Annotated in this window: 27 protein-coding genes; 22 read left to right on the top strand and 5 right to left on the bottom strand. The window is 48.6% G+C overall.

All coding sequences use genetic code 11. The annotated features are described in order from the left end of the window. Positions 1 to 36 precede the first annotated feature (36 nt). Complete coding sequence (locus VFK44_10615) at positions 37 to 939, bottom strand: heme A synthase (GenBank protein ID HET7628830.1); 903 nt, start codon at positions 937 to 939, stop codon at positions 37 to 39. A 412-nt stretch (positions 940 to 1,351) separates the two neighbouring features. On the opposite strand from VFK44_10615, the gene cyoE reads away from it, so the two are divergent. From cyoE to VFK44_10570, 9 genes are all read left to right on the top strand, one after another. Beyond that, positions 1,352 to 2,284: a heme o synthase gene (cyoE, locus tag VFK44_10610; GenBank protein ID HET7628829.1), complete on the top strand. Its 933-nt coding sequence runs from the start codon at positions 1,352 to 1,354 to the stop codon at positions 2,282 to 2,284. Between the two features lie 30 nt (positions 2,285 to 2,314). Then, positions 2,315 to 3,373 carry a cytochrome c oxidase subunit II gene (coxB, locus tag VFK44_10605; protein HET7628828.1) on the top strand — a complete coding sequence of 353 codons (1,059 nt, stop codon included), beginning with the start codon at positions 2,315 to 2,317 and terminating at the stop codon, positions 3,371 to 3,373. Between the two features lie 63 nt (positions 3,374 to 3,436). Next, positions 3,437 to 5,272 carry a cytochrome c oxidase subunit I gene (ctaD, locus tag VFK44_10600; protein ID HET7628827.1) on the top strand — a complete coding sequence of 612 codons (1,836 nt, stop codon included), beginning with the start codon at positions 3,437 to 3,439 and terminating at the stop codon, positions 5,270 to 5,272. Beyond that, a complete protein-coding gene (locus VFK44_10595) occupies positions 5,272 to 5,886 on the top strand; it encodes a cytochrome c oxidase subunit 3 (GenBank protein HET7628826.1) in 615 nt (204 codons plus the stop codon). The genes ctaD and VFK44_10595 overlap by 1 nt, the downstream gene beginning before the upstream one ends. Positions 5,887 to 5,889: 3 nt before the next feature. Continuing rightward, a complete protein-coding gene (locus VFK44_10590; protein ID HET7628825.1) occupies positions 5,890 to 6,219 on the top strand; it encodes a cytochrome C oxidase subunit IV family protein in 330 nt (109 codons plus the stop codon). Positions 6,220 to 6,272: 53 nt separating this feature from the next. Next, positions 6,273 to 6,731 carry a DUF420 domain-containing protein gene (locus VFK44_10585; protein ID HET7628824.1) on the top strand — a complete coding sequence of 153 codons (459 nt, stop codon included), beginning with the start codon at positions 6,273 to 6,275 and terminating at the stop codon, positions 6,729 to 6,731. 75 nt (positions 6,732 to 6,806) lie between these two features. Continuing rightward, positions 6,807 to 7,322, top strand: coding sequence for a GNAT family N-acetyltransferase (locus tag VFK44_10580; protein HET7628823.1), 516 nt, complete (start codon positions 6,807 to 6,809; stop codon positions 7,320 to 7,322). After that, a complete protein-coding gene (locus VFK44_10575; GenBank protein HET7628822.1) occupies positions 7,253 to 7,888 on the top strand; it encodes a GNAT family N-acetyltransferase in 636 nt (211 codons plus the stop codon). The genes VFK44_10580 and VFK44_10575 overlap by 70 nt, the downstream gene beginning before the upstream one ends. Positions 7,889 to 7,979: 91 nt before the next feature. Continuing rightward, positions 7,980 to 8,330, top strand: a complete 351-nt coding sequence (locus VFK44_10570) for an Asp23/Gls24 family envelope stress response protein (protein ID HET7628821.1) — start codon at positions 7,980 to 7,982, stop codon at positions 8,328 to 8,330. Between the two features lie 51 nt (positions 8,331 to 8,381). On the opposite strand, the gene VFK44_10565 is transcribed toward VFK44_10570, so the two are convergent. Then, the gene (locus tag VFK44_10565; protein ID HET7628820.1) at positions 8,382 to 8,969 is read right to left on the bottom strand and encodes a YugN family protein; all 588 of its coding nucleotides are present in this window, start codon (positions 8,967 to 8,969) and stop codon (positions 8,382 to 8,384) included. Positions 8,970 to 9,252: 283 nt separating this feature from the next. Here VFK44_10565 and VFK44_10560 point away from each other — a divergent pair, with 283 nt between their 5' ends. From VFK44_10560 to coaD, 8 genes are all read left to right on the top strand, one after another. Continuing rightward, positions 9,253 to 10,131, top strand: coding sequence for a cytochrome c oxidase assembly protein (locus VFK44_10560; protein HET7628819.1), 879 nt, complete (start codon positions 9,253 to 9,255; stop codon positions 10,129 to 10,131). A gap of 71 nt (positions 10,132 to 10,202) precedes the next feature. Then, on the top strand, positions 10,203 to 10,502 hold the full coding sequence (locus VFK44_10555) for a PepSY domain-containing protein (protein HET7628818.1): 300 nt from the start codon (positions 10,203 to 10,205) through the stop codon (positions 10,500 to 10,502). 129 nt (positions 10,503 to 10,631) lie between these two features. Beyond that, a complete protein-coding gene (locus tag VFK44_10550) occupies positions 10,632 to 11,666 on the top strand; it encodes a CAP domain-containing protein (protein ID HET7628817.1) in 1,035 nt (344 codons plus the stop codon). Between the two features lie 72 nt (positions 11,667 to 11,738). Beyond that, positions 11,739 to 12,194: a YlbD family protein gene (locus VFK44_10545; protein HET7628816.1), complete on the top strand. Its 456-nt coding sequence runs from the start codon at positions 11,739 to 11,741 to the stop codon at positions 12,192 to 12,194. Between the two features lie 63 nt (positions 12,195 to 12,257). Continuing rightward, positions 12,258 to 12,698: a YlbF family regulator gene (locus VFK44_10540; GenBank protein ID HET7628815.1), complete on the top strand. Its 441-nt coding sequence runs from the start codon at positions 12,258 to 12,260 to the stop codon at positions 12,696 to 12,698. A 46-nt stretch (positions 12,699 to 12,744) separates the two neighbouring features. Then, complete coding sequence (locus VFK44_10535) at positions 12,745 to 13,020, top strand: DUF2129 domain-containing protein (GenBank protein HET7628814.1); 276 nt, start codon at positions 12,745 to 12,747, stop codon at positions 13,018 to 13,020. 431 nt (positions 13,021 to 13,451) lie between these two features. Then, positions 13,452 to 14,015 (top strand): 16S rRNA (guanine(966)-N(2))-methyltransferase RsmD, encoded by a 564-nt coding sequence (gene rsmD / locus VFK44_10530; GenBank protein HET7628813.1) that lies wholly within the window; start codon positions 13,452 to 13,454, stop codon positions 14,013 to 14,015. Between the two features lie 17 nt (positions 14,016 to 14,032). After that, complete coding sequence (coaD, locus tag VFK44_10525; GenBank protein ID HET7628812.1) at positions 14,033 to 14,515, top strand: pantetheine-phosphate adenylyltransferase; 483 nt, start codon at positions 14,033 to 14,035, stop codon at positions 14,513 to 14,515. A gap of 34 nt (positions 14,516 to 14,549) precedes the next feature. On the opposite strand, the gene ylbJ is transcribed toward coaD, so the two are convergent. Beyond that, complete coding sequence (ylbJ, locus tag VFK44_10520; GenBank protein ID HET7628811.1) at positions 14,550 to 15,743, bottom strand: sporulation integral membrane protein YlbJ; 1,194 nt, start codon at positions 15,741 to 15,743, stop codon at positions 14,550 to 14,552. A 239-nt stretch (positions 15,744 to 15,982) separates the two neighbouring features. Between ylbJ and VFK44_10515 the strand changes: the two genes are divergently transcribed. Both VFK44_10515 and VFK44_10510 read left to right on the top strand, forming a co-directional pair. Then, positions 15,983 to 16,759 carry a patatin-like phospholipase family protein gene (locus VFK44_10515; GenBank protein HET7628810.1) on the top strand — a complete coding sequence of 259 codons (777 nt, stop codon included), beginning with the start codon at positions 15,983 to 15,985 and terminating at the stop codon, positions 16,757 to 16,759. Beyond that, on the top strand, positions 16,760 to 17,836 hold the full coding sequence (locus VFK44_10510; protein HET7628809.1) for a SepM family pheromone-processing serine protease: 1,077 nt from the start codon (positions 16,760 to 16,762) through the stop codon (positions 17,834 to 17,836). A 15-nt stretch (positions 17,837 to 17,851) separates the two neighbouring features. On the opposite strand, the gene VFK44_10505 is transcribed toward VFK44_10510, so the two are convergent. Further along, positions 17,852 to 19,084: a nucleotidyltransferase gene (locus tag VFK44_10505; GenBank protein HET7628808.1), complete on the bottom strand. Its 1,233-nt coding sequence runs from the start codon at positions 19,082 to 19,084 to the stop codon at positions 17,852 to 17,854. A 143-nt stretch (positions 19,085 to 19,227) separates the two neighbouring features. Here VFK44_10505 and VFK44_10500 point away from each other — a divergent pair, with 143 nt between their 5' ends. From VFK44_10500 to VFK44_10490, 3 genes are all read left to right on the top strand, one after another. Then, positions 19,228 to 19,737, top strand: coding sequence for a YceD family protein (locus VFK44_10500; GenBank protein HET7628807.1), 510 nt, complete (start codon positions 19,228 to 19,230; stop codon positions 19,735 to 19,737). 14 nt (positions 19,738 to 19,751) lie between these two features. Further along, positions 19,752 to 19,925, top strand: coding sequence for a 50S ribosomal protein L32 (gene rpmF, locus VFK44_10495; GenBank protein ID HET7628806.1), 174 nt, complete (start codon positions 19,752 to 19,754; stop codon positions 19,923 to 19,925). 215 nt (positions 19,926 to 20,140) lie between these two features. After that, the gene (locus VFK44_10490) at positions 20,141 to 20,665 is read left to right on the top strand and encodes an RsfA family transcriptional regulator (GenBank protein HET7628805.1); all 525 of its coding nucleotides are present in this window, start codon (positions 20,141 to 20,143) and stop codon (positions 20,663 to 20,665) included. A gap of 41 nt (positions 20,666 to 20,706) precedes the next feature. Here VFK44_10490 and VFK44_10485 read toward each other — a convergent pair whose 3' ends face one another. Then, on the bottom strand, positions 20,707 to 21,186 hold the full coding sequence (locus tag VFK44_10485) for an N-acetyltransferase (GenBank protein ID HET7628804.1): 480 nt from the start codon (positions 21,184 to 21,186) through the stop codon (positions 20,707 to 20,709). Between the last annotated feature and the right edge of the window lie 27 nt (positions 21,187 to 21,213).

The raw sequence follows: 21,213 nt of genomic DNA, 5'->3' as shown, positions 1-21,213 counted from the left end.
GCGGCGTTCCTTATGGAACGCCGCGGCCGATTCTGTTTATGGACGGCCGGCACGCAGGGCGATCATGTAGAGAAAACAAAGGATGCCAAAATAACAAGTTATGAAGAAAGCGTGCAGCAAAAGGAAGATTAAGCTCAAACCGGAGACGACAACAAGTGCGCCGGTGAACACTTGCGCGCTGATTAGCAAAAACCCGGTCAAGGCCGTCATGCGCAAAAAACGATCGGAACGAAATGGTTTCCAAAGCCGCATAAGCAAATACAAGGTCCAAAGGAAGACAATGCCGGCGGCGACGCGGTGGATGAATTGAACGCCGCCGGGCGTTGTTAAGGCCGGCAGCCATTCGCCGTGACAGAGCGGCCAGGAGGTGCCGCAACCCGCAGCTGAGCCGCTGTGGCGAACGAAGGCGCCGGAATAAACCACCGCATACGTGTATAGAGTTAAGCCGTAAATGTGACCGCGTAACGTGCGGTTGAGCAAAGGTGTATATTGTGCATCTGCATTTAACCGTTCAAAAATGACGTAAGCGAGCAAAAGGACGCTCGCAAAAGAGATGATCGAAAAACCGAAATGCAGGGCGAGTGCAAAGGACGATTGCTGCCAAATGACAGCGGCGCCGCCGAGCAGCCCTTGCAAAACAATGAAAAATACCGACATGCCTGCGAGCCATTTGACTTCCCTTTTCTGCGGAAGACGCAACGTTGACCAAACGGCAAGCGCCAGCACCATCATTCCGAGCAATGCCGAAACGACTCGATGACTTAATTCAATCCAAGTTTTATGGTTCATTTGTTCAGGTATGACACGTCCATAGCATAGCGGCCATGAGGTACCGCATCCGTTGGCCGAGCCCGTGTTTGTGACGATTGCGCCCATGATGACGACAACGAGCATACCAACGGCGGTAAGGACGGCTAATAGTTTGAGTCCGCGATCCATGAGTTCCACCTTCTCGATTCCGATTGAGCTTCGTTTGAAGCAAACGTTTGCGGTTCTTCTCCCATCTTATTTTTAAAGAAGAATAAATTCAATCCTTTCGGTCTACGATGGAAATGACCGGCAGACCGGCAAGGACATCACCATTTGAATTCATTGATACAGTTCGTGTAGTATAGAGAAAGAATGATCGCCATTCGTTCCCTACTCCTTTATACAATACCTGTTGCAGCGATCAAAGCAAACATTTTGTCAATTTCATGTCAATTTCTCGCGAACTGTGCATTTGAAAGCGACTTCGTTTATAATGGAAATGATATTTTTAAAATAAACGTAACATGTTTGAATGATCGTTGATTTGGCGGGATAGGAGGGGCGTAGGACGAACGATCATTGCAAGAAGGAGCAGGTGACCATGAGCAAATCGATGACTTCCATGAATTCAGCCAAATCGGCGGATTCGGCAGCCGACGTGAAACAAAAGGTGTCATGGAAAGAGTATGTCGGGATTTCAAAAACCGGCATTGTCTTTTCCAACCTCATTACGACATTTACAGGAATTTGGCTCGCATTGCATTTTCAAGGGTTGACGTTTTTCGGACAAATCGACGTCGTTTTCTGGACGCTGCTCGGCACAGCCTTTATCATTGCCGGCGGTTGTGCGTTGAACAACTATGTCGATCGCGACATCGACCCGGTAATGGAACGAACCCATGAACGTCCGTCTGCAACAGGACGCATCAGCGGTTCGCAAATGATAACGTACGGGTTAACATTATCTGCCCTCGGCGTGTTTTTTTTGCTGCTTACCGGCAGTTATGCCGCTGCGGTGTTCGGCGTGGCAGGATTGTTCGTTTATGTCGTCGTTTACACGATATGGCTGAAAAGAACGCATTCCTTGAATACGATCATCGGCGGAATTTCGGGAGCGTTGCCTCCTTTGATCGGCTGGGCCGCGATTGATCCGAACTTGAGCATGATTGCCTGGTTGTTGTTCATTGTCATGTTTCTCTGGCAGCCGCCGCATTTTTTGGCGCTTGCCATGAAAAGAACGGACGAGTATCGCAAAGCTGGAATTCCGATGTTGCCCGTCGTTGCAGGTTTTGCGTTCACGAAGAGGCAAATCAATACGTATTTGGTAGCACTTGTAATCTCATCATTCTTTCTTTATCCGCTCGGTCCGGTTTACTTGATCGTAAGCGGATTGTTGGGAATTGGTTGGATCATGCTTGGTTTTTCCTCGCATAGATTCAAGGACGACATCGCGTGGGCGAAAGCGATGTTCGTTTATTCGTTGAACTACTTAACGGTCTTGTTTGTGCTTATGGTTGCTGTCACACTATTCTAGGATTTTTGGAAAGCGGGGTTGAATTAGAGAATGAAGTTGATTTCTCGTTTCGGGCGGTTCGCGCCACTCGTTTTGGCATTCCTTCTCATCCTGTCCGGATGCAACACGAATTCGTCGGCGTTGAATCCGGTCGGAAAGAACGCCAAAATGCAAGCGGATCTCATGTTATTGAGCTTAGGGATCATGTTACTCGTAATTCTCGCAGTCATGGTCATTTTCTTTTATGTCATCATTCGTTTTCGCAAAAGAAAAGATGACGATTCGATTCCGGAGCAGGTAGAAGGGAATACAAAGCTGGAGATTATTTGGACGGTCATTCCGATCATCCTCATTATAATCATCGCTATACCGACGGTTTATCAAGTGTTCGTATTAGCAGATGATCGGCCTTCGGCCAGCGAAATCGACAAGGAAAATGCCATTCGGATTAAAGTGACCGCCCACCAATATTGGTGGCAGTTCGAATACCCGGATCTCGGCATCCAGACGGCCACTGATTTGTACGTGCCGACAGGTAAGAAAGTTTACGTGGAATTGACCTCGAAAGACGTGATTCACTCTTTCTGGGTACCGACGTTGTTTGGGAAACAAGATGCCAATCCCGGATTGGTGAACCGCATGTGGTTCGAAGTTCCGAAAGAAGGCGTGTATCTCGGTCAATGTGCGGAACTTTGCGGCGCTTCCCATGCTCTCATGGATTTTTCGGTCGTTGCTTTAAGTCCTGACAAGTTTGAAGCGTGGAAGAAAGAAATGAAGAAAGGCGCCGATGAGCCGAAAACGGCCGAAGCGAAACAAGGCCGCAAGATCTTCAAACAGCAATGTTTGCGGTGCCACGCGATCGGCAAAAACGGGGGAAATGTCGGGCCCAACTTGGCCGCTTACGGAGAACGGACAATGATCTCCGGGATTCTTGAGTACAATAAGAAAAACTTGAAAAATTGGATTTTGAACGCTCCGAAGTACAAGGCGGACATTTTAATGCCGTCCTTTTCCGACGGTTCCGGCGCGAAGTTGACGGAACAACAGGCGGATGCGCTCGCGGAATACTTAATGCAACAAAAAACGGGAATTGAACTCCCTCAGCAATAAAGGAGGTTGAACAACTTGTCTTCTACGGCAGAACATTTGCCTCGATACAAAAACAATTGGTTCATGGATTGGATCACCACCGTTGATCATAAGAAAATCGGAATTTTATATTTGATGAGCGGATTCCTTTTCTTCTTGTTTGGCGGGATCGAGGCTATTTTAATCCGTGTTCAGTTAGCCGTTCCGGAAAACGATTTTCTGAGCGGGGAGATTTACAATCAAATTGTTACCATGCATGGAACGACGATGATCTTTCTCGCCGTCATGCCGGCCATCTTCGGCTTAATGAATGCGATCGTTCCGTTGCAGATCGGTGCTCGCGACGTAGCGTTTCCGTTCATGAACGCCGTTAGTTTTTGGATGTTCTTTTTCGGCGGAGTGCTGTTAAACTGCAGCTGGTTTCTCGGCGGCGCACCTGCGGCCGGATGGACCGCTTACGCACCGCTTTCCGATATTTATGAAGGGCTCGGTATGGATTTTTACGTCCTCGGCCTGCAGATCGCCGGTGCTGGAACGTTAATGGGAGGCATCAACTTCCTCGTAACGATTGTTAACATGCGCGCCCCCGGCTTGACTTGGATGCGCTTGCCGATGTTTACGTGGTCGATTTTCATTACTTCCGTTCTCATCTTGTTTGCCTTCCCGGCATTGACGATCGGCTTGTTCTTGCTGTTTTTCGACCGCTTGTTCGGCGGAAATTTCTTCGATCCGAGCGCGGGCGGAAACCCGATCATTTGGGAACATATCTTTTGGATTTTCGGACATCCGGAGGTATACATTTTGATTTTACCTGCTTTCGGAATTTTGTCTGACGTAATTTCTCAACATTCGAGAAAACGGATTTTCGGTTATACTTCGATGGTTCTCGCTCTTGTATTGATCGGGTTCTTGGCGTTCATGGTTTGGGCTCACCATATGTTCACAGTAGGGCTCGGTCCAGTTGCCAACTCCGTATTTGCAATTATGACGATGGCTATTGCGATTCCGACGGGTGTGAAGATTTTCAACTGGCTGTTCACCTTGTGGGGAGGACAAATCCGTTTCACAACAGCAAATCTTTTTGCGCTTGGTTTCATTCCGACGTTCGTCATGGGCGGAACGACCGGAGTCATGTTGGCTGTTGTTACAGCTGACTTCCAGTTTCATGACAGCTATTTTGTCGTTGCCCATTTCCATTACGTGATCGTCGGCGGTCTTGTGTTCGGTTTGTTTGCCGGCATCTATCATTGGTGGCCGAAAATTTTCGGACGCTTCTTGAACGAAACGATTGGGAAATGGAATTTCTGGTTGTTTTTCATCGGTTTCCATTTAACGTTTTTCCCGCAGCACTTCCTCGGTTTAATGGGAATGCCGCGCCGGAACTTTACGTATCCCGCGGAACTCGGCTGGGGCGATATGAATTTCATTAGTTCCATCGGAGCCGCTTTCATGGGTGTCGCGACCATCTTGTTCACTTGGAACATCGTCGTTACATCGATCAAAGGTGAAAAGGCAAAGGGAGACGCATGGTACGGCGATGGAAGAACGCTCGAATGGTCGATCAGTTCTCCGGCACCTGAATACAATTTTGCACAAACGCCGCTCGTCAAAGAATTTGACGCATTTTGGGCGGAGAAAAGGAACGGCAACGACCGTGTGACGCCTGCTGAACCGTTGGGCGAGATTCATATGCCGAACAATTCGATCATTCCGATCATCATGAGTTTCGGCGCGTTCATTGCCGGGTTCGGGTTCATTTTCAGCGCGGAAAACAAAAGCAGTCTGTTTGTTGCTGCGTTCGGATTGGCGATCATGTTCGGAAGCATGTTGGTTCATTCCCTTTATGATGATCACGGCCACCATTTGATCCCGGATGAATTGAAACAAAAAGAAAGCAAACGGAAAGGGGCTGAAGCGTAATGTCTAATCATTCGGCACCATTCGTCCCTCATCCGGAAACGGCTACCCTTGAAGGGAAAAACAAGTTTCTCGCCTTTTGGTTTTTCCTCGGCGGGGAAACCGTATTGTTCGCTTGCTTGTTCGGAACGTATCTCGGACTTACGCGCGACTTGTCTGGAGTAGAGCCCGGTCCGGATCAATTATTTGAACTTCCGACGATTTTCGCCGCGACGATGGCGCTGTTGATCAGCAGCTTGACAAGCGTGCTCGCCATCATCCAAATGAGAAAAAACAACATGGCGAAAATGCAGTTTTGGTTTTGGGTTACGATCTTGCTTGGTTGGGTTTTCGTCGGTCTTGAAGTGAACGAATTTTATACGTATGTGACCGTAGAAGATTTCACATATAGCAGCAATGCGTTTGCGTCTTCTTTCTATACACTGCTTGGCTTTCACGGGGGACACGTTTTCTTCGGAACGCTGTGGATTTTGACGCTCATTTTGCAAACCTTGAAAAAGGGCATAAACACGACGACTGCGCCAAAACTATACATTGCCAGCTTATATTGGCACTTTGTAGACGTCGTTTGGGTGTTTATATTCACGGTAGTTTATCTCATGGGAAAGGTTGGGTAAAGCATGGAATCCAATTCGAACCATATGTCGTCCATCAAGGAAAAGCATGAGAGGCAGCTGGAAAAGAAAGAATTGCGCAACCATCTCGTATCGTTCGCGATGATGATCGTTTTGACGGTGCTTGCCTTCATCGCAGTAGCCATGGGGGCCTCAAGCAAGTTCGTCCCTTTGTTTATTTTGTTGCTTGCGGTGATTCAAGCGGCGTTTCAAATGTTTTATTTCATGCACATGAAAGACAAGAATCATGAGTTCCCGATCGGGTTTATCGCGAGCGGGGTTACCGTCGCCGTCTTGACGGTCGCTACGCTGATGACGCTCATCTGGTACAAATAACGTCACAAACCTCCCCGACGGGAGGTTTCGTGCATTGTGAGGGGGGAATCACCATCGCACTATTGCCATTGATCAGCACGGGGTGCATTGTCGTCAGCGCCGTTTTAATGGCGTTCGGCTGGTCTTTCATTCGCCGGCGAAAGATCGAAACGCACCGGAGGTTTATGTTGACGGCATCCGGGTTTGCGCTCGCCTTTTTCATTATTTACATGTATCGCACGATTTTCATCGGAAACACGTCTTTCGGCGGGCCAGACCGTTATTTGCCGTACTACACGATTTTTCTCGTTTTTCACATCCTCTTGTCGACGACGGGCGGTGTGTTCGGTGCAGTCACTTTGACGCTCGCATTGAAAAAAAATTTTGTGAAGCATCGAAAGCTCGGGCCATGGACGGCAACGATCTGGTTTTTTACCGCATTGACGGGAATGATCGTTTACTTGCTTCTTTACGTGTTTTTTCCGCATGGAACAACGACAAGCTTATTTCAAGCGATTTTCGGTACAGGCTGACGGAATTCTCAGAATTCCGTCTTTTTTTCGAGGCGACCGGCTGGTTGTGACAGGAGGGTTCAAGGATTGGAATTGATGACGAAACGATTGCGGCTGATCCCTTGTTCTTTACCGGCGGCGAGGGCGATTTTGTTGGAACGACAGGCGTTGCAGGAACATCTCGGTGCAGACGTGCCTGCCGATTGGCCGACGGAAGAGTTGAAAGGGTTTTTGCCGCTGTACATTGAACAACTGGAAAAACAGCCGAACGCACTTGGATGGGGCGTTTGGTTGTTGATATTGCGAGGCGAAGGCCGCTTGGTCGGCGACGCCGGGTTTCACGGAAAAAGGGATGTACGCGGCTATGCAGAAATCGGTTATTCGGTGCATCCGAATTACAGAAATCGCGGGATCGCAAGCGAAGCGGTGCACGCTTTGATTGATTGGGCGTTCCGTGAAGATTGTACCCTTCGGAAGATTGGCGCCGAATGTGATAAGGGAAATCATCCTTCCATAAAAGTATTAAAGAAGGTCGGAATGACATGCGTCGGCAGCGAAGGTACCGTTCTGCTGTGGGAACGAACGAGAAGTTATGGGAAAGCGGTGCTTTAAAAAAGGAAGGCAGAATATGCTTTCACGGCCGGCAAAGGGGGAATAGGGAAATGGAAATCCGCGAAATTCGTTGTGAAGATGCCGAGGCCTTTTTGGAAATGAAAAAGCAACTGGATCGGGAAACGGAATTCATGTTGTATGAACCGGACGAGAGGCAAACAACGTTGGAGGAAATGCGAAGCCAGTTAAAAGAGGCGGAACAATCCGAGCGGCTCGCGATTTTCGCCGTGTTTGATGACGAGCGACCGGTCGGATTTGTAGAATCTCATGCGGGGTCGCTTCGCAGAAACCGGCACAGGGCATCGCTTGTCATTGGATTGCTGCAAGCGTACAGAGGGCGCGGGTATGGACGCGCCTTGTTGGAGCGATTGGAGCAATGGGCGCGATTGAAAGGCATACGCCGTCTCGAATTGACGGTGATGGAGCATAATCGGCCGGCGATGTTTCTCTATTCGCGATTCGGCTTTTCTATTGAAGGCATGCGGAAAGGTTCGCTCTGCGTCAATGATGAGCTTGTCAACGAGTTTTATATGGCCAAAAGGTTGGACGGCGGTTTTGAGAAGTAACGGCCTCTTTTAGGAAAAAATCGCGAAATCGGACTTACTCAGCGATAAAACGGGTATATAAAAATAAGGATTATGTGAAGAGGTGGTCACGATGATGGTCAAAACGTTGAACAAAGGGACGTTGCATATTACCGACGAGGTTGTCGCACTCATTGCGGAAGCGGCTGTCAGCGAAATGCCGGGCATTTTCGGCACGGTGCCGGGCCTTAAAGATGAGTTTGCGCGCGTGGTTCACAAACAACCGGCACGAGGCATAACCGTATATACGGAAAAGGACGAGACGGTGATTGAGGCAAAGGTCGCCGTCCGGTTCGGTGAAAACGTCGGCGATGTATGTTTTCGGTTGCAGGAACGGATCAAACATGACGTGGAGATGATGACGGGCATGAAAGTCGGGACGATCAACTTGCTCGTCGATCAAATCGTGTTCGAGGAAGAATAAAGAACAAAACAAACGCATGGGACGATGATTCCCATGCGTTTTCGTTGGTCGTTACCGGTCGATTTGCAATGTCGTCTGCCGGAATCCGAGCTCGTTTTTCAATACCTCTTCCGCTGCTTGCAATACGGTGTCTGGATCGCTGTCATTTCCGATCATCAAGTGACAGCTCATCACTGGTTCCCCGCCGTCTTTCCAAACATGAAGGTTCGTGATGTTCTCTACCCCGGAAATGTGGAACAATTTATCCGTCACGTCCTCGACTTGCAACGGCTTGGCCTCGCGAAGTTCAACATCGTCGAGCAACTCTTTCAACTGGGATAGTTTTTCATTGCATTTTCTTACCAATACTTCAGGAAATTCTTCGTCATATTCAATGCCGTGCGGATAATAATGATGTCCCAAGATCGGCGTTAACAGCTTGACTTCCGCGTGGGATTGTTCGATTTCGCCCTTCACGGCAACCCCTTGTACGCGTAAATAATAGATGTCTCCGGTATCGCGGTTTTCGAATTTATGATCGTAGGTAACGCGATCCCAGTCCCATTGTCCTCCGCGAATCATTTCCAACGAGTGCATGATATGCTCCAAGTCGGAGAACCGTACTACTTGTCCTTGAATGCCTGCCTTGTCAAAATTCATGATTTTCCTCCTTAACATCGAAGCCGTGAATCGTTTCATGCCGCGGCTTTTTCTTTTCCCGTTTATGCTTGTGCCTAAATTCTATCATAGTACGAAAACGAGCGGTGTGCAACGGTAATGAGCCGCCGCAGCCCGCAATTGCTTTTTCAACCCCGATCGTAGCATAACTGTAACCGCCAAACAACTTGTGTCCATTTTAGGAACAGATCGCCTTCGTTCGAATAGTCCGCTCGACATGTGGTAAAATGGGGATATCCTCGTTATTCAAAGGAAGGTGCAGGAAATGAACAACGTGAAACCTTCTTTAACCTTATATTCTTTCAACGATATGTGGCATCCAGCGCTTTTATTGCTGTTGATCTTGATTGCCGTTTGTTACGTGTTCGTTACTGGGCGTTGGCGCGGCCGTTTTCCGAACAGCACACCGGCGACTCGTTCCCAACAATTTTATTTCTTTTCCGGTTTGTTTCTTTACTATGCCGTCCAAGGCAGTCCTTGGAAAGTCGTCGGCGAGTATTTGTTCAGCGCTCACATGATTACGATGACAATTTCTTACTTATGCGTGCCGCCGTTAATTTTGCTCGGTATTCCTAAATGGTTTTGGAAGCCCGTGCTGAACATGCCGGTCATGTATAAAATTTTAAAGACATTCACGAAGCCTTTTTTCGCCGTCGTATTTTTCAATGCGCTGTTCTCGTTCGTTCATCTGCCGCTCGTGTTCAACTACATCATGAGCCATATGTATTGGATGCCGGTCACGAACGGCGTTTTGCTCCTCACCGGATTTTTCATGTGGTGGCCGGTGATTACACCGCTTCCAGAAATGCGGCAGCTTTCTTACTTAATGAAAATGGGGTATTTGTTTGCCGACGGCATGTTGCTGACGCCGGCTTGTGCGTTGCTTGCTTTTTCCAACCATATGGCTTACGACGCTTATTCGAACGTTCCGCAATTGGTTTGGTTCATGACGCCGGAATGGGACCAGCAAGCGGCCGGCGTTTTTATGAAGGTCATTCAGGAGATCACCTACGGCATTGCGTTGTGCATTGTCATTTATAAGTGGATCACGACAGAGCGGAAGAGAGGCGTCAAGGAAGATCCGTATACGACTTCGGCGATGGGCAGAACGATGAGAACGATGCCGAGCACAGGCAAGAAGTAATGCGCGACGACGTGAATGATTTCTTTCCTCTCTGGGAATACTGACGAAAAAATGTGAACGGGAGGAAGCCGATGAGAAAATCGCTGGCGTCGATGTGCATCGTCCTTTGCACGCTTAGTCTAATGTCGACGACCGTTCATGCCGAATCAAGGCTGAACAGAAGTGAAGTTCTTGAAATCGCGCACGAAACCGTAAACGGAACGGTCAAAAACATCCGGAAAACTCATTTTCGCGGCAGTGACGTTTACGAAGTGGCCATGAGGAAAGGCAGCCGATTGATCGTCGTCATGATTGATCCAAGGAGCAAAAAGGTGGTTTGTTTAAAAAAATTGCCGAAGCGCACAATCATGAAGAAAGAGGTAGACCGGTAACGGTTCCAGTTCGTGTCCCCTGTCCCCCTGTCCCCCTGTCCCCGTGCAAGGTGACAGGGGTCATTGTTATGCGGGGCGGGTGCGAGCCGACTTGGCGAAGTCTCGGCTCAGTTGAAGGGGTGATTGTTGGTGGGAATCATACGCAAGTTTTCTGTATCCGCAGGCATCCTCGTGCTTTTTCTCGTTTTTTTGTACAACGAAGCTCCGTTGTCCGTATTAGACGGCACTTTCGGGACAGAAGACCGTAAAACCGATGAACCGAGTGTTCCTGTTCCTGTAATGAAACAAGGCCTCGCACAGTGGATCGGAAAGAGCGGGGCACAAGTGGAAAATACTTTCGGCAAGCCGTCCCGCATCGATCCTTCAGCTTATGGTTATGATTGGTGGGTGTATGATCAATACGAACGTGGTTACTTGCAGATCGGAGTCGCCGACAGTAAAGTGGTAACCGTGTTTGCACTCGGTAAAAACCTCGACATCGCTCCGTTGCACATCGGAGAAGCCAGAAATCAAGCCATTTCTTCGTTTTCTATGCAATCAACTGTCACCATCCGCTATGACGGCGGTTCCTATCGGTTTAGATTGAAGAAAAGCGACTTGGAGGCCCGTCCGCTTGTCAAGGTGGGAAATGACTATGCGATTCTTTATTTTGATACGTTCACGGATCGCCTGCAAGGCATTCGTTACATGAACGCAGAAACGACCATTCGCTTGCAACCGTACTCGGTTACGTATCGCGGACACATCCGGAAACCGAAAATCGAATCGCGCAAACAATGGCGTCCGATTGAAGAAGGAGAAGAGCGGCAAATCGCTGCCGTCAGCAATCGGCTTCGGCAACGTTACGGCCTTTCAACCCTTAAATGGCATGACGGTGCTGCTCGTGCCGCTTATTTGCACAGCAAGGATATGGCAGTCAACGATTATTTCGCTCATGTATCTCCAACGGAAGGCGATCTCGGCGACCGGCTGCACGAAGCCGGCGTTCGCTATGTTCTTGCCGGTGAAAACATTGCTGCAGGTTATGTCGACGGGTTGGCGGCTGTATACGGATGGTTGAACAGTGAGGGACACCGGGAAAACTTGTTTCGCCATTCGTTTACCGCCATCGGAGTCGGCGTTTACGAAAAATATTATACGCAAGATTTCGTAACCCCATTTTAAAATAGGCGCACGCATCTCCTGTCTGCGGGTATTATGTAGTAAGCCCAGAATGCATTCGGGAGGTGACGGGCAATGGCTTCCGAGAAGCTTGAGAAATTCAAGACGTTCGTGCGTAAACATCCGAAACTCGCTGAAGAAGTACGCAACGAAAATCGAACGTGGCAGCAAATTTACGAAGAATGGGTCATATTCGGGGAAGATCACGAAATTTGGGATCCGTATTTGCCGGAAAAGCGTAACGAGCCGAGGACGCGTGAACAGGCAAATAAACTTGCCGACGTCATGTCAGTGATCAAGAAGATCGACTTCAACGATTTGCAACATTACATCGACGAATTTAGCGGCGTATTAACAAACGTACAGAAAGTGATGGAATCATTCCAGGGAGGTAACGGAGGGGCAGCCTCGCAATCCGACACAAATACCGGGGGATCGTCCGACGCCCGCGGGCAGCAACCGTATCCTTACGGACCGTATCCGCCCCCTCAAGGACCGTATCAACCTTTTCCGTACCATCAACCTCGATAGAGTCGAGACAAGCGAAAGATTTTTGGTGAAAAAAATGGTACACTGATGGTGGAGGTGTTGGATGTGATCGCCACCATTGAAGATTATGCATTGCTTGAAGAAGCCGATGCTCTTGCCGGGATGATCGCGCGTTCGGAAACTGCCGATCATTACAGGGCGTGCAAAAATAAATTGCGGGAAGACGAAGAAGCGGGAAGGCTGATTGAACGCTTTGCGAAAATGAAGGCCAAATACGAAGAAGTTCAACGGTTCGGGAAATATCATCCCGAGTTTGACAGCGTGACGAAACAAGTCCGTGAAGTGAAACGGGAACTCGACATGAACGAAGTGGTCGCCGCTTTCAAAAAAGCCGAAGAAGAACTTGAAGCGTTGTGCAACGAACTGTCGCAAATTATTGCTTTCGCGGTTTCCCCGAAAATCAAAGTGCCGACGGGGAATCCGTTTTTCGACAACATGCGTTGCAGCGGGGGATGCGGTGCAGGCGGTAAATGCAATTGTCGTTAAATCCATGTTATACTGACAATAGAAACATTCAGTAAGGGGAAGTCGTATGTTTAAGGAGCGAGTCGGATTAATCGTTTGGATCCGTTCATTAAAGCCGTCAAGATCGCTGCGGAAGTACGGAAATGTTCATTACGTTTCGAAACGTCTGAAATATGCCGTGCTCTACTGCGATGCCGACAATTGCGAACAAACCGCAGAGCGTTTGAACGCGCTTCCTTATGTGAAGGACGTCCAACTCTCGCAGCGTCCGTTTTTGAAAACGGAATTTGAGCAACCGAGTTCAGACAAAGCGAAAGAATATGATTACAAGTTGAAAATTTGAGTCGAACTGCCCCCGAGTTGGGGGGCAGTTTTTTTCGTCAACATAAAAATACCCACAGGAATCGACCTGTGGGTGCCTTTACAACCTTATTCAGGTCAAAGGCAATGGGAGAGGAGAAACCGGAGGAAGAACTTATGGGGAAACGTAAGCCTTCTCCGCGGTTGGCAACAACATGATTCAATAACCATGCTGTTGTCCCTAGTATGAACGGGGATGTTGTCGTTTATACATGAACTTGAAAAAACCATCTTCCGTTTGGTGTCGAATTCTTTTTATGATAGGATAGATCTGAAATCGCATACACAAGCACTGTCCATCGGCACTCGGATGGACGTTTGGGCAGCAGCCGATTGTACTTGAGCATCTTGACACGAGCGTATTCGGATCGAGAGGCCTAGGACGTTGTGCGACTAACGAAGAAGGTGAGCGTCATGAGAGTCATCGCCGGGGTTTGCAAAGGCCGACCGTTAAAGGCGGTTCCGGGAAAGAAGACGCGGCCGACGACAGACAAAGTGAAAGAATCGATTTTTAACAGGATCGGCCCTTATTTCGACGGGGGAAGCGGGCTTGATTTGTACAGTGGAAGCGGCGGCTTGGGCATTGAGGCGTTGAGCCGCGGCATCGACGAAATGATCTTTGTCGACCGCGATCCGAAAGCAATCGCAGTCGTGAAGGAGAATGTGGAGCGCTGCGGTTTCCAGGACAAAAGCGAAATTTATCGAAACGCGGCGAAGACGGCGCTGAAAGCGATTGTAAAACGAGGCTTGAAGTTCCGCGTCATCTTTTTGGACCCTCCGTACATGAGGCAAAACCTTGTCGAAGAGTTGGAACAGATTGATCGCGACCGTTTGTCAGAACCGGACGGATTGATCGTCGTCGAGCATCACGAAAGCGTTCGACTGAACCGTACATATGGGGAGCTCAAGCTTGATCGATCGGAAACGTACGGCGGGACGACAGTCGTTTCCGTTTACAGAAATGCGGCCAATGAGTGAAACGAGGGGGGATTTTCATGGACAGAATTGCCGTGTGCCCGGGGAGTTTTGATCCGGTCACGTATGGTCATTTGGATATTATTAAGCGAGGAGCGAAAGTGTTTGACCGCGTGTATGTCGCCGTCTTGAATAATCGGAACAAACACCCGTTGTTTTCCGTGAATGAAAGAGTCGGCTTGCTCGAGCAGGTAACCAACGAATTCGACAATGTTTCGGTCGAATCGTTCAACGGACTTTTGGTTGAATATGCGAAATCGAAAAAAGCGAACGTCATTTTGCGCGGACTGCGGGCCATTTCCGATTTTGAATACGAGATGCAAATTACATCGATGAATAAGATTTTGAACGAGGACATTGACACTTTTTTTATGATGACGAACAGTCAATATTCATTTCTCAGTTCCAGCATCGTTAAAGAAATCGCTAAATATCACGCACCGGTGTCGGAACTCGTGCCGGGACCGGTTGAAAAGGCGCTCCGCGAAAAGTTCCAAGCATGAAATGAACGCCTCACCCGGTTTCGATTCCCCGCCGTTATGTCAGGGGATTTTTTTTCATCTTTCCGATTGTGATCGCCATATACGCTAATAGAGCAACGAACGAAACCAAGGCGCCGTAATGAAGCAAGTGTTCCCACGCCGATTGCAAAACCGGGAATGCGGTTTTCGTTTCGAATGTATCGACGGTAACGGTCGATTTTCCCGCCGTGCGTTCGACAAATAGTGGATTCCAAAGGATAAGCGTAAATAAGGACGCAAAAATTCCGTGCAATCCTCTTGCAAGGAAAAAAGGTTTGAACCGAATATCGGTGTCGGCGAGAATGCTGGCGACTTGCGCCTGTACGGAAAACCCGCAAAAAGCGAGAATGAAACTAGTGACCATGATTTGGTAAAACAGAAACGTATCGGTTTGGCTCGCCGTTTGGGCGCCGAGCGTAATCTCAAACAAGCCGGAAACGAGCGCATGACTTAATTCGGGAGGAATGTGCAGTTGGTTCAAAATGAACGAAACGATCGCTGCCAGGCCGTCGGTAATGTGTAAAAGTTCAAACACTCGATTGATGACGGAAAATAGAATAACGAATCCACCGATCGTCAACAAAGTCGAGACCGATGAAGAAACGGCGTCGCCCAACAGCTTACCGAGCGGGCGGCGATCGCGTTGGCGTTCATGATGGATGAGATCGATCGCTTTTCGGATCGAAGCTTTGCGATATCCCTTGAAGGCATAGACGCGTTCTTCGCCTTTTCCGTAAAAACGCATGACGAGGCCGACGCAAAAGTTTCCGAGATAATGGCTCGCCGCGAGAATAAGACCGAGTGAGGCATTATGAAAAAAACCGACCGCGACAGCTCCGAACATAAATAAAGGATTGGAGAAGTTCGTGAAAGAGGCGAGTCTTTCTGCTTCAAGTTTCGTCAGCTGGCCTTCCTGACGCAAGCGGGCGGTCAGTTTCGCACCGGCGGGGTAGCCGGAGGCAATTCCCATCGCCCACACGAATCCGCCGGCACCAGGCACACGAAACAAAGGGCGCATGAACGGCTCGAAGACGGCCCCAAGCAAATGTACGACGCCGAAGCCGATCAACAATTCGGACATGATGAAAAAGGGCAACAAGGATGGAAACACAACGTCCCACCACATCTCCAATCCACGCAATGATGCTTCGTAAGCTGCCTTCGGAAAAATCATCAAGGAAGCGGCGATGGTGAGTGCGCATGTTGTCATGAACAATGTTTTCCATTGGGCAGTATGGCTCCACACGATGTTTTGGCCTCCTCGTGCAACGCGGTTAACCGAGTTTCGGCGGATGCTCAAATCAAGATCAAATGGTTACGTGTCGTTTCTTTAAGCTTTGAAAAGGGAAAACAAGAACAAGCCCTCTTGCTAAATTATACGTATCGAGACGCCTTTTAGACCATAAAGTGAAGGAGTCAAGGGAAACACTCCGGAAGGAAGGGAAGCATGTGAGACCGAAAGTTGGTTTGGCGCTCGGATCGGGCGGCGCCAAAGGGTTTGCCCATGTCGGGGTGTTGAAGGTGCTTGAGGAAGCCAACATTCCGATCGATTATATTGCCGGCAGCAGTATGGGAGCGTTGACGGCGGCATTGTACGGGGCAGGACACAACGTGGAAAGCCTGTTTAAAATGGCGACGACGTTTCGGCGCAAATATTACCTCGATTTCATTGTACCGAAGATGGGGTTTATCGCTGGCGAGAAAGTGACGGAACTGTTGAAAGTGATTACTTTCGGAAAAAGAATCGAACAGTTGACGCCGAAGACGGCGATCATTGCGACGGATTTGATCGCGGGTGAACGAGTGGTGTTTACGGAAGGTTCTGCCGCGGAAGCGGTGCGGGCAAGCATTTCGATTCCCGGCATTGTCGTTCCAGCGAAAATTGACGGAAAACTGCTCGTGGACGGCGGAGTGATCGATCGTGTTCCCGTTTCCGCAGCGAAACAGATGGGCGCCGATGTCGTGATTGCCGTGGATGTCTCCTCTTTTAAAGGATCTTCAGAAGTTCATTCGATTTTCGACGTAATCATGCAGACCATCGACATTATGCAAGAGGAAATGGTTCGCCTGCATGAAATGGAGGCGGACGTCATGATAAAGCCGCCGTTAGGTTCTTATAATTCTCGTACATTTACGAACGTCGCGGAAATGATTAAACTTGGGGAAGAAGAAGCGAGGAAACATTTACCTGAAATCGAAGCCGCACTTTCGAAACGGAGGATATGAATGATGGATGGGAGAAAGAAAACGTTCGGTTATCTAGGGTTCGTGATTGTTATGGCGCTCGTGGTTTTTTCAATTTTTTACCGTTTACCGTACGAAGTGATGAAACCGGGTAGTGCTCATAACCTCGATCCAGTCATTGACGTAGAAGGAGAACATGAATATAAACACGGTCAATTTTTGTTCATGACGGTTCGGCTTGTTCAACCGAATATCTATCAATATGCACTTGCCAAAGTATTGAAATACCATGAACTCATTCCAATGGATCGGTTGCTGCAAAAAGGTGAGTCGCAGCAAGAATACGAAACGTATCAGCTCCATTTGATGGACACATCCCAGTTCGCAGCGACGTATATTGCCTACAAACATGCCGGAAAACGTCCGGAAATTCATCATAAAGGATTGATCGTCATCCGAGTCATCGATGGGATGCCGGCGGCGAAAAAGTTGAAACCAGGTGATTTGATCGTGGCTGCCGAAGGAAAGGAAATTCATACGTACAAAGATCTTTCTTCGGTTATGAAGGGGAAAACAAAAGGGGACAAAGTGTCGCTGACGGTAAAACGGAACGGAAACAAGAAAACGTTGACCGTGGCCATCGGGAAATTTCCGGATCGCATTATAAATCAAGATCCCGACGGCACGAAATACGGCATTGGGATCATGCAAGTTCCGAACCTTGAGTTAAAGGTAAAGCCGAACATTCATTTTCATACAGAGAACATTGGCGGTCCGTCCGGCGGTTTAATGTTTACGCTCGGCATCTTTAATCGGTTAACGGAAAAAAACTGGACGAAAGGGTATAAAATCGCAGGAACGGGCACGATGAACATGAAAGGTGAAGTCGGTCCGATCGGAGGCATTAAAGAAAAAGTCGTCGCTGCCGACGAACAAAACGTGGAAATTTTCTTCGCGCCGGCCAAAGACAACAATTACCGGAACGCGGCGGAAACGGCGAAGGACATTGGAACGGATATGAAAATTGTCAAAGTAGACACGTTTGAAGACGCGCTTGATTATTTGAAAAAGCTGCAGCCGAAAGCCGGCAGCGAGCAGGAAAAAAGCAAAGCGTCGTAATGCGCTTTGCTTTCATTACGAAGTCGGTGTCCATTGAATCGGAGGTGTGGCGTACTCGGCCGCCAACAGTTCCGTTTGCGCCGCACCGCTGTACCCGAGTGCATAACAATCGGAGGCGCGTATGTCGAGCTCGAGAAGCGGGTTTTCGAAGCGGGACACTGTCGAGACAAGCGGAATTCGCAAGTCTTTCTTGATCGCGTTCAAATAATCGCGTCCTTTATCGGACATGCCGAGCAGTCGGATGTATGTCGCCCGCGGCTTGTTGATGATGTTCTCCATGTCCGTTTTCGTCGTTGCCGTCAATAGATGCACGCAAAACCGCTGCAATCGCGTCCACGTGTATCGTTTCGTTTTCACTCGGTTCATGAACTCGTCGAACGTTTCGGCTTGTTTACTGTGCGACTGCAATCGATGTTCCAATCCTTCTTCCGCCTCGTAAAGAGCGGCAAGCTCATGCGGGCGGCTCGTCAACAAACGGAATTTCAAGTACGGAAACAACTGCTCCCAACTGTTGAAATGGCGATGCCGGTTTCGGAATTCTTCTAATATCTGATAAGTGAAATCGGGAACGAACCGCTTCACCGATTCGAGCGGTTTGCCTTCTTCGACGATGGCTGTGCGAATTCCCGTTGCGCTGGCAATCGGTCGCATGCCGAGTTCACGGTCATGGTAATCGGCACCGGTTCTCGCGATTGTTTGCGGCCGAATCGGGCTGTTTTGGTCTTTGATTGCCTTAACGTAATGAAATCCGAGAATGTTGTTCGGTTTTGACAAATCTACGAGTTGCGAATGATCCGGTGTGAGCTTCTGGAAGGCAAGCGATGCAGCTTTCGGGTAGCTGCAGCCTTCGGCAAGATAGGTTTTCAACGTTTCGTTATAGGCCTGTTCATGGTTGTCGAGAAATTCGATCGTTGTTTCAAACGGTTCGATTGAACCGTTTTCACTGCCGAAACTGACGATGTCGGCACCGAGTTCGGTCAATAAGGATATCGCGCCGTTTGCAAAGATTTCCGCTTTCCCGGTGGAAAACGCATAAGGTAATTCGACGACCACATCGACTCCGCCGGCCAACGCCATTTTCGTTCGCTGCCATTTTGATACGAGCGCCGGTTCGCCGCGCTGCAAGAAAGAACCGCTCATGACAGCGATGACGACATTCGCGTCGGATTTTTGCACCGATTGTTGCAAATGATAATAATGTCCATTGTGAAAAGGGTTGTATTCCACGATGACACCGACAGCCTTCATCCATTTGCATCCTTTCCGTGTCACTGGATTTCTTTTATCATAGGCGGTTTTAACGTTGAAGTAAAGCGGGCGAAAGAAACGATCGGATTTGACATTCACGGATAGGAAGACTATAATAACATTTGTTGTTTTGAGGTGATCTCATGAAATGGACCTTGCAACAATTGGAGGCTGAAAAGGAAACCGGACTGTCGTTTGAAGAGACCGTTGACGTCTCGGATCTGAGAGAAGCGGATCCGGAAATTCGTGAGATTTCTCCGGTTCAGGTGACCGGGCATGCTTGGTTCGAGGATCGCAAAATCATTTTTGCGCTTCAGATTTTCGGGAAGATGGTGTTGCCAAGCTCAAAGACGCTTGAAGACGTCGATTATCCGATTCATCTGCAAGCGACGGAAGTGTTTCGACTCGATTCCGGCGTGGAAGAAGACGGGGAAGAAGAAATTCTTCACGACATTGAGCATGATACGGTAGATCTGCTTCCGTTCGTCAAAGAAGCGATTTTGGCAGACAAACCGATACGGGTCGCAAACGAGGATGAAAAGCCGTTGGCTTCCGGAAACGGATGGACGCTCGTTTCCGAATCCGAACGGCAAAACCGTGTCGATCCGAGATTGGCAAAACTGGCCGAATTCCTGGAAGAAAACAATGATTAGGGGAGGTGTCGCACATGGCAGTGCCGAAGAGAAGAACATCCACCACTCGCAAGAAAAAGCGCCGCACGCATTACAAATTGAGCGTGCCGGGCATGGTGAAATGCGACAATTGCGGAGAATATAAACTTTCACACCGTGTTTGCCCGGAATGTGGAAACTATAACGGGAAAAACGTCGTAGACAAGTAAGAACAGAGACCTCATCGAGTGTCTCTGTTTTTTTGTGTTTTGATCAGGAAATGGCGGAAGCTTGGCGTACGGCCGGGCTTCTTTTTTTTGTCGATAGGTTCGTTTGTTCGTCAGCAAGTCTATCTTTTCTAGCAGAGGCATAAGGTTGTAAGAAGGGCGAAACGTTTTCAATGCGAAAACGTTCGAACGTCAATTGCCGAGAGGAGGGGTACGTCGTGACAAAGTCGCGGCAAGATGCGTGGAGCAAGGAAGAAGATGTGAAATTGGCGGAAGTCGTATTGCGCCATATCCGGGAAGGAGGGACACAACTCGCCGCCTTTGAAGAGGTGGGAAAACGATTAAACCGTACCGCTGCCGCCTGTGGATTTCGTTGGAACTCCCAAGTGCGGAAACAATATGAATCGGCGATCGCGCTTGCGAAAAAACAAAGAAAGCTGCCGGAGCCCTCGACGGAATCTGAACAGTTGGCTAAGGCGAAAGACAAGGTTGTCGCATGGGACGACGCCATTACTTATTTGGAGACGCTTCGGACAAAAAGTGAAACAGCCGAACAATTGTTGAAGGAGAACGAACGATTAAAACGAATGATTGACGAGTTGAAAAACGAAAATCATAAACTCGTCGATGAAATGGAAAAAATCCGCAAAGAGAAGCTTTCGCTTCAATCCGATTACAAAGTTTTGATGGACATCATGGAACGGGCCCGAAAAAACGTTGATGAGGAAGCAGGGCAAAAATAACCAGAACCCCGTCGTGCGACGGGGTTCTGTCAATCGGAACTTTAATGGTCTTTTTGTTCGGAAACGCCTTTCGGATACCATACATAAGGATTTTCTCCGCGATCGCGTTCAGGATTGTACGTGACCGCTTCAAACCCTTGATTTTCCCAAAAACCGTTTGAACCGGTTCGTCCGTTCGTTTTAATCGGCAAGTCGAAGGATTTCGCGAAGTTGACGAGTGCGCTGCCGTAACCTTTTCCTCTGTAATCGGGCAGCACCTCGAGCTTCCATAGTTCTAAGTAGTCTTGCGGAGGATCAAAATAACGGTCGTATTTCCCGCTGATTCGGTACAAACTCATTCGAGCGACAAGTTTATCAGCATAATAAATGCCGTAGAATGGCGATTCGCTGTTGTCTTCGATCATGTTTTCCCGAAAGTCTTGCAGCATCGAAAGTTCCTGCAATCCGTACTCTTGAAATTTCTTGAACTCCTCCAACGTTTTATAATTGATCAACAATCTTTGTACTACCGGCTGATTCATGTTCGAATTCCCCCTCAAAACTTCATT

The organism is Bacillales bacterium, from assembly GCA_035700025.1.
Taxonomy (GTDB): Bacteria; Bacillota; Bacilli; order Bacillales; family DASSOY01; genus DASSOY01.
Note: the sequence above shows the minus strand (reverse complement) of the source record. Positions and strands in the feature narration are given on the sequence as shown.

Excerpts from the sequence above, each read along its gene's own strand:
- VFK44_10615 (HET7628830.1), bottom strand. The coding sequence starts at position 939 with ATGGATCGCGGACTCAAACTATTAGCCGTCCTTACCGCCGTTGGTATG.
- cyoE (HET7628829.1), top strand. The coding sequence starts at position 1,352 with ATGAGCAAATCGATGACTTCCATGAATTCAGCCAAATCGGCGGATTCG.
- coxB (HET7628828.1), top strand. The coding sequence starts at position 2,315 with ATGAAGTTGATTTCTCGTTTCGGGCGGTTCGCGCCACTCGTTTTGGCA.
- ctaD (HET7628827.1), top strand. The coding sequence starts at position 3,437 with ATGGATTGGATCACCACCGTTGATCATAAGAAAATCGGAATTTTATAT.
- VFK44_10595 (HET7628826.1), top strand. The coding sequence starts at position 5,272 with ATGTCTAATCATTCGGCACCATTCGTCCCTCATCCGGAAACGGCTACC.
- VFK44_10590 (HET7628825.1), top strand. The coding sequence starts at position 5,890 with ATGGAATCCAATTCGAACCATATGTCGTCCATCAAGGAAAAGCATGAG.
- VFK44_10580 (HET7628823.1), top strand. The coding sequence starts at position 6,807 with ATGACGAAACGATTGCGGCTGATCCCTTGTTCTTTACCGGCGGCGAGG.
- VFK44_10575 (HET7628822.1), top strand. The coding sequence starts at position 7,253 with ATGCGTCGGCAGCGAAGGTACCGTTCTGCTGTGGGAACGAACGAGAAG.
- VFK44_10570 (HET7628821.1), top strand. The coding sequence starts at position 7,980 with ATGATGGTCAAAACGTTGAACAAAGGGACGTTGCATATTACCGACGAG.
- VFK44_10565 (HET7628820.1), bottom strand. The coding sequence starts at position 8,969 with ATGAATTTTGACAAGGCAGGCATTCAAGGACAAGTAGTACGGTTCTCC.
- VFK44_10560 (HET7628819.1), top strand. The coding sequence starts at position 9,253 with ATGAACAACGTGAAACCTTCTTTAACCTTATATTCTTTCAACGATATG.
- VFK44_10555 (HET7628818.1), top strand. The coding sequence starts at position 10,203 with ATGAGAAAATCGCTGGCGTCGATGTGCATCGTCCTTTGCACGCTTAGT.
- VFK44_10545 (HET7628816.1), top strand. The coding sequence starts at position 11,739 with ATGGCTTCCGAGAAGCTTGAGAAATTCAAGACGTTCGTGCGTAAACAT.
- VFK44_10535 (HET7628814.1), top strand. The coding sequence starts at position 12,745 with ATGTTTAAGGAGCGAGTCGGATTAATCGTTTGGATCCGTTCATTAAAG.
- rsmD (HET7628813.1), top strand. The coding sequence starts at position 13,452 with ATGAGAGTCATCGCCGGGGTTTGCAAAGGCCGACCGTTAAAGGCGGTT.
- coaD (HET7628812.1), top strand. The coding sequence starts at position 14,033 with ATGGACAGAATTGCCGTGTGCCCGGGGAGTTTTGATCCGGTCACGTAT.
- ylbJ (HET7628811.1), bottom strand. The coding sequence starts at position 15,743 with ATGACAACATGCGCACTCACCATCGCCGCTTCCTTGATGATTTTTCCG.
- VFK44_10510 (HET7628809.1), top strand. The coding sequence starts at position 16,760 with ATGATGGATGGGAGAAAGAAAACGTTCGGTTATCTAGGGTTCGTGATT.
- VFK44_10505 (HET7628808.1), bottom strand. The coding sequence starts at position 19,084 with ATGAAGGCTGTCGGTGTCATCGTGGAATACAACCCTTTTCACAATGGA.
- VFK44_10500 (HET7628807.1), top strand. The coding sequence starts at position 19,228 with ATGAAATGGACCTTGCAACAATTGGAGGCTGAAAAGGAAACCGGACTG.
- rpmF (HET7628806.1), top strand. The coding sequence starts at position 19,752 with ATGGCAGTGCCGAAGAGAAGAACATCCACCACTCGCAAGAAAAAGCGC.
- VFK44_10485 (HET7628804.1), bottom strand. The coding sequence starts at position 21,186 with ATGAATCAGCCGGTAGTACAAAGATTGTTGATCAATTATAAAACGTTG.